General features: G+C 70.6%; 9 protein-coding genes. 3 read left to right on the forward strand and 6 right to left on the reverse strand.

From position 1 onward, the window contains the following. Positions 1–76 precede the first annotated feature (76 nt). From AF1_RS31385 to AF1_RS31400, 4 genes are read right to left on the reverse strand one after another with little or no spacing between them, the layout of a single operon-like run. Complete coding sequence (locus tag AF1_RS31385) at positions 77–730, reverse strand: anthranilate synthase component II (RefSeq protein ID WP_084263509.1); 654 nt, start codon at positions 728–730, stop codon at positions 77–79. Then, positions 727–915, reverse strand: coding sequence for a hypothetical protein (locus AF1_RS31390; RefSeq protein ID WP_067807697.1), 189 nt, complete (start codon positions 913–915; stop codon positions 727–729). The genes AF1_RS31385 and AF1_RS31390 overlap by 4 nt, the downstream gene beginning before the upstream one ends. Before the next feature lie 8 nt (positions 916–923). Next, positions 924–1559, reverse strand: coding sequence for a class E sortase (locus AF1_RS31395; protein ID WP_242609051.1), 636 nt, complete (start codon positions 1557–1559; stop codon positions 924–926). Between the two features lie 27 nt (positions 1560–1586). Then, positions 1587–2342, reverse strand: a complete 756-nt coding sequence (locus AF1_RS31400) for a DUF881 domain-containing protein (RefSeq protein ID WP_067807700.1) — start codon at positions 2340–2342, stop codon at positions 1587–1589. Between the two features lie 43 nt (positions 2343–2385). On the opposite strand from AF1_RS31400, the gene AF1_RS31405 reads away from it, so the two are divergent. After that, the gene (locus tag AF1_RS31405; protein ID WP_084263510.1) at positions 2386–2694 is read left to right on the forward strand and encodes a cell division protein CrgA; all 309 of its coding nucleotides are present in this window, start codon (positions 2386–2388) and stop codon (positions 2692–2694) included. Between the two features lie 146 nt (positions 2695–2840). Here the strand turns inward: AF1_RS31405 and AF1_RS31410 are convergent, their stop codons facing one another. Next, positions 2841–3737: a rhomboid family intramembrane serine protease gene (locus AF1_RS31410; protein WP_067807704.1), complete on the reverse strand. Its 897-nt coding sequence runs from the start codon at positions 3735–3737 to the stop codon at positions 2841–2843. Positions 3738–3797: 60 nt separating this feature from the next. Next, a complete protein-coding gene (locus tag AF1_RS31415; RefSeq protein ID WP_067807706.1) occupies positions 3798–4322 on the reverse strand; it encodes a peptidylprolyl isomerase in 525 nt (174 codons plus the stop codon). Between the two features lie 175 nt (positions 4323–4497). Here AF1_RS31415 and AF1_RS31420 point away from each other — a divergent pair, with 175 nt between their 5' ends. Continuing rightward, complete coding sequence (locus AF1_RS31420; protein ID WP_067807709.1) at positions 4498–4971, forward strand: hypothetical protein; 474 nt, start codon at positions 4498–4500, stop codon at positions 4969–4971. 84 nt (positions 4972–5055) lie between these two features. Further along, positions 5056–5868, forward strand: coding sequence for an acyltransferase (locus AF1_RS31425; protein WP_067807711.1), 813 nt, complete (start codon positions 5056–5058; stop codon positions 5866–5868). Positions 5869–6079: the final 211 nt, after the last annotated feature.

Here is a 6079-nt window from a genome sequence, read left to right on the forward strand (position 1 = left end):
AAAGCAATAAACAAGAGGGCTTCCGCCACTCGGGGGCAATGGCGGAAGCCCTCAGTATGGTCTTCGTCCCGGTGTCTCAGGACGTTACGGGTTCGATCGAACTTTTTTCGACTTTGCGGCGGATGGCTTGCGGCGGCCCTGTCCACACGGCGAGTTCGCAGGTGAGAAGCCAGTTTCGGAGCAGATGGTGGCCTCCGGCCGACAGGACGGACTCGGGGTGGAACTGGACGCCCTCGATGGGGCGGGTCCGGTGCCGGAGGCCCATGACGACGCCGTCGGGCGTCCGGGCGGTCACGGCGAGGTCCGGTGGGACGGTCGCGGGCTCCACGGCGAGCGAGTGGTAGCGGGTCGCCGGGAAGGGGCTGGGGAGGCCCTGGAAGACGCCGGCGCCGTCGTGGACGATCTCACTCGGCGAGCCGTGGACGATCTCCGGGGCGCGGGCGACCGTCGCGCCGTAGTGGTGGGCGATCGCCTGGTGGCCGAGGCAGACGCCGAGCAGGGGCGTTCCGCGGCGGTCGGCGTCCGCGATGAGGTCCAGGCAGATCCCCGAGTCGGCGGGGTGGCCGGGTCCCGGGCTGAGCAGGACGCCGTCGGCGGACGCGGCGTCCGGCACGGTGACGTCCGAGCGGTCCTTGACCGTGCAGTCGGCGCCGAGTTCCAGCAGGTACTGGACGATGTTGTAGACGAAGCTGTCGTGGTTGTCGACGACGAGGACGCGCATCGCGGTCATCCGGGGGTCGCGGAGCCGGACGGCGCCGGGGTCTGCACGACGCCGTGGTCGAACTGGATCTTGGCCTCCATCCGGGGGAACACCAGATACCAGAAGACGGCGGCGACCGCGATGACGATGCCGAGCGCGGTGGCGGTCTTGGTGGGCCAGGCGCCGGGAAGACGGCGCCAGATCCAGATGTACACGGGGCCTCCTACTTTCCGGCGGCGGGGTTCACGCGGGGCAGCGTCTCGGCCAGTTCCCCGAAGACGATCATCCGTTCGGCGGCGGAGTACTCCGGGTGGCAGGTGGTGAGCGTGATGAGCCGCCCGGTCGGCCGCCGCTTGGGGTGGAAGGGGACGGGCGCGGTCACCTCGACCGCGGACGGCTCGACGATCCTGCGGTCGGTGACCGTGTAGACGTACTGCTCGTCGCGGGTGTCGATGAGGATCCGGTCGCCGCGGTCGAGTTCGCCGAGCCGGTTGAACGGGGCGGAGTAGGTCGTCCGGTGCCCGGAGACCACGAAGTTGCCGACCTGGCCGGGCAGCGCGGTGCCCGGGTAGTGGCCGGGCCCCTTGCGCAGATCGTCCCGGTCGACGCCCTCGATCACGACGAAGCGGTAGTCCTTGCCGAACCGGGGGATGCGGATCACCGCGAGCCCCTTGCCGAGCTTCACCTTCTCGGTGGTGACCTTGGCGGCGCGCCAGTTGTGGAGCATCTCGTCCTGGAGGCGGTCCTGCTGGCCCTGGGTGTACCGGCCGGTGCCCCACAGTTCGTACGTGACGAACAGCATGAGGATCAGTCCGGCGGTGATGCACAGCTCGCCCATGCCACGGATCACCGTCCGCACGCGCGTCCTCCTTCTTCGCCCGGGGGGTCAGTCGTCTTCCGGCGGTTCCGCCGGCACCGTAGCGTGCTTCATCGTCACGTTGCCGGTGTAGGGCGGCAGGGTGGTGCGGTCCACGGTCCGCACCGCGTACCCGAGCCCGTACGCGCGGACGTACTTGCGGTAGATCGCGATCTCGTGGGACGCGTGGAGCGCCGCGTGCAGCCGGTCCGGGTCGCCGGCGGCGGTGATCCGGAACGGCGGGGAGTACACGACGCCCTGGAGGATCAGCGTATTGCCCACGCAGCGGACCGCGCTGGTCGAGATGACCCGCTGGTCCATGATCTGCATCGCCTGGGCGCCGCCCGCCCAGAGCGCGTTGACGACGGCCTGGACGTCGCTCTGGTGGACGACGAGGTCGTCGGGACGGGCTCCGCGCGGCAGATCACCCGATCTGGGCAGCGGCGCGTCGTCCAGCGTGACGCGGACGGCGGGCCCGGTGAACGGGGTGAACCCGGCGTCGGCCGCGAGCCGGTCGGCCTCCGCCCGCGCCCTTTTCACGCGGGCGTCGTGACGCCCGGCGTCCCGAGAGATACGGTCGACCCGGTCGCGCAGTCGCCGGTACTCGGCACGCTCCTCGCGGCCGTGGCGCTGTTCGGCGGTGATGAGCTCGGTGAGCCGGGTGCGGCCCTGCTCGCGCAGGCTCGTGCCGCGGGCCGTGCTCGCGCTCGCCGCGAACAGGGTCCCCGCGAGGAGCGTGAGAGCTGGGATGATGCTTCCCCACGCTGGACGCCGTACATTGCTCATCAGACAGTGGTCACCAGCGACTACGCTAACCGACAAAACACCCATGCGCGGTCCGGCGCTCCGGCCGCCGGACGCCCGAGGAGATCGATCCCACGTGGCCAAGTCGAAAGTGCGTAAGAAGGCCGTTTACACGCCCCCGCAGAAGTCGAAGGCGCCCGACGTCAGCCCCCGCTGGCTCGTGCCCACGATGCTCGCGCTGTGGCTCGTCGGCCTCGCCTGGATCGCCGTCTTCTACGTGACGGCCAGTACCGGCACCGACGTGCCGTACATGACCGACCTGCACAACTGGAACCTGGGGATCGGCTTCACCGCGATCATCCTCGGCGTGATCCTGTCGACGCGCTGGCGCTGACGGTAAGTTATCCACAGGTTAAGGATCTTCCACCGCGCCTTCCCAGGTTTTCCACAGTGGTTTTCCACAAGATCGCGGCCAGGGGCGCGGCCGGGATTCGGGGGCGCGGACACCGTCACGGATGAACGGTGTCCGCGCCTGCACGGCTAAAGCGCCGGGTTCAGCTCCGCCGTCCTGAGCACCACCAGCGCGGCGAGCAGCGCCAGCACGAGCAGCGGCGCGGCGAGGTGGAACAGCCGGCGCTGCGCGGCCGGGGCGTAGGCGTACGCCGCGGCCAGCGCCGCGCCCACCACGAGCCCGCCGACGTGGCCCTGCCAGGAGATCCCCGGCACCGAGAAGGTGATCACCAGGTTGATCACCAGCAGCACCACGATGGGTCCGACCGACCCGCCCAGCCTGCGGCCGATCACGAAGTACGCCCCGAACAGCCCGAAGATGGCGCCGGACGCGCCGACCGCCGCGGACTGCGGGGAGCCGACCAGGTACAGCAGCACCGAGCCGCCGAGGCCCGACAGCAGGTACAGCGCCAGGAACCGCCACCGCCCGAGCACCTGCTCCAGCGCGGGGCCGACCGCCCACAGCGCCCACATGTTGAACAGGATGTGGGTGATGCCGAACGTCCCGCCCCGCTGGTGCAGGAACATCGTGGTGAACAGGCGGTACCACTGGCCTTCGGCGACTCCGCCGACCTCCCCGCCGGGCAGCACGCCCCGGCCGAGCATCATGAACTCCCACACGACGCGCCACGAGGCCAGCTCGGCGAGGTACACCGCCACGCACGCGCCGATGAGCGCGTACGTGACGACCGGCACCGCGGACGCCGGCGCCCGCCCGCCGAGGACCGTCCGGGGCGCCGCCCTGCGGACGCTCCGGTTGCCCTCGGCGACGCATTCGACGCACTGGTGCCCCACCGCCGCGTCCCGCATGCAGTCCGGGCAGATGTAGCGGTCGCACCTGGTGCAGCGCACATACGTCTCGCGCCCCGGGTGCCGGTAGCAGGTCGGCACCGAGGTCTCGGGGGCGGGACTGTGGTCTGTGCTCATCTGGGGCTCCGTGGGACCGGTGCGGGCGTCATCCGTCGCGGGATCTCATGTAGGAAACGACTAACGACGCTCGATTGTCACCGATTCCAGGACGACGTCCTCCTTCGGGCGGTCCATCCGCCCGGTCGGTACCTTCCCGATCCGGTCGACGACGTCGGTGCCCTCGATGACCTTGCCGAAGATGGTGTGCCGGCCGGTCAGGTGCTGGGTGTGCCCGACGCTCAGCGTGATGAAGAACTGGGAGCCGTTGGTGCCGGGCCCGGCGTTCGCCATCGCCAGCAGGTAGGGACGGTTGAACTTCAGGTCCGGGTGGAACTCGTCCTTGAACTGGTAGCCGGGCCCGCCGGTGCCGGTGCCGAGCGGGTCGCCGCCCTGGATCATGAACTGGTCGATGATCCGGTGGAAGACGGTCCCGTTGTAGAGCGGCGCGTCGGACTTCTGCCCGGTGCGCGGGTCGGTCCAGGTCCGGGTGCCCTCCGCCAGCCCGACGAAGTTCGCGACCGTCTCGGGCGCCTGCTCCGGGTAGAGCTGGATCACGATCTTGCCGAGGGACGTGTTGAGCGTCGCGAAGATCTCGTTGGCCACGCTGGCCGCCTCCTTGTGACGTGGATTGTGCGTGAGGTCTGAACGTTACGGTCTCGGCCATGCTCGAATCGACCACCCAGCGTGAACACGCGGTCACGCGTTCGGGGTTTACCTCCCGACCGCTGGGAAGGCTGCATGACAGGACCTCGCAAACAGGGAGGTTAGCGTGTCCCTAATGATCAATATCCGCCGGAAGCCGCAGGATGAAATTCTCACGCGGTTCGGCCGTGTTCAGGAGGTGGCCCGGCAGGGCGCCGGGATGGCGCGGCAGGGCGCCTCCAGCGCGGCGGAGCGGATCGCGCCCCTCGCGGAGGAGCGCGTCATGATCGTCCGTGGCTGGAGCGCACCGAGGCTCCGGCAGGCGGCCCGGTATGTGGAGACCGGGCTCGCCCCGCGGGTGAGCACGTTTCTGAGCGATGTCGCCGGACGGGTGGAGCCCCCGAAGCGGGGCCGGCCCGGCCGTAGCGCCCTCATGGCGATGATGGGCGTGGTCGCCGCGGTCGGCGTGGCCGGCGCGGTGGCGACACGGCGCGGCGTCATCCGCGATCTGACCAAGGGTTCGGGGGAGCATGCGGAGGAAGCCACCTCGCCCGACTCCATGACGGTCACCGGTGCCGATGTCGACGGGCAGGTCCACTCACCGCGCTGACGCGGCACCCCGGAGGGTCCGGCCGTTTCCGGCCGGGCCCTCCACCGTGCACGGGGAGGGCTACCACCCGGTACGGTATCCGCCATGTCGCCGAAACGCTCCATCCGGCAGGCGCTGGCGGCCCGCGCGAGGCAGCGGGCGCGCCAGGGCGTGCACACGGCCGTGCACACCGCCTGGGAATGGATCCAGCGGCACGGCGAGATCACCCCGCACACCCCGGGCCGCCGCAAGTTCGCCCATCTCGGCAAGGGCGCCTGCATCGGCTTCCCCATCGGCGCGATCTACGGCGAACCGTGGATCTCCATCGGCGACCACACCCTCGTCGGCACGCACGTCACGATCTCCGCGGGGTTCGTCCCCGGTCTCGACCTGGGCCCGGACATCATCGTCCGGATCGGGGCGAGCTGCTCACTCGGACGCGGCACCCACATCGTCGGCCACCAGTCCATCGACATCGGCGACGACGTCTTCACCGGGCCGAACGTCTACATCACCGACCAGAACCACACCTACGGCGACCTGCACATGCCGATCGGACGGCAGTGGCCGGAGAACAACCCGGTCGTGATCGGCGACGGCTGCTGGATCGGCACCGGCGCGATCATCCTTCCCGGCACCCGGCTGGGCCGCAACGTCGCCGTCGCCGGCGGCGCCGTCGTCCGCGGCGAGTTCCCCGACCATTCGGTCATCGGCGGCGTCCCGGCCAAGATCCTGCGCAGCCATGACAAGGAGAACGGCTGGCAGCCGCCCCTGCGCAAGGATTCTCCGATCTCCCTGGACGACCTCGCCGCCCTCTCCGTGGACGGCCTGGAGGGTCTCCAGATCCTCCAGGACAGGCTCCGCGCGGAGTCCGCGGCCCGCGACGGCGTCCGGCCCCTCCAGGAAGAAGCCGGCTGACCACCGCATGAAGAAGCCCCGCCCGGGACGGGCGGGGCTTCTCCGGTTCGTCAGTTGGAGCGGGCCGGGCGGCGGTCGTTCTCGCGGCGTGGGCCGTTGTAGGGGCCGCCGCGGCGGCCGCCGTGCGAGCCGCCGCCGGTGCGGGGACCGCCGCCCCGGCGCTCGCCGCCGGAGTACGTGCGGTGCTCGCCCCGGCCGGCGTCGCCGTCGC

Origin of the sequence: Actinomadura formosensis NBRC 14204 (genome assembly GCF_001552155.1) — a bacterium.
Taxonomy (GTDB): Bacteria; Actinomycetota; Actinomycetes; order Streptosporangiales; family Streptosporangiaceae; genus Spirillospora; species Spirillospora formosensis.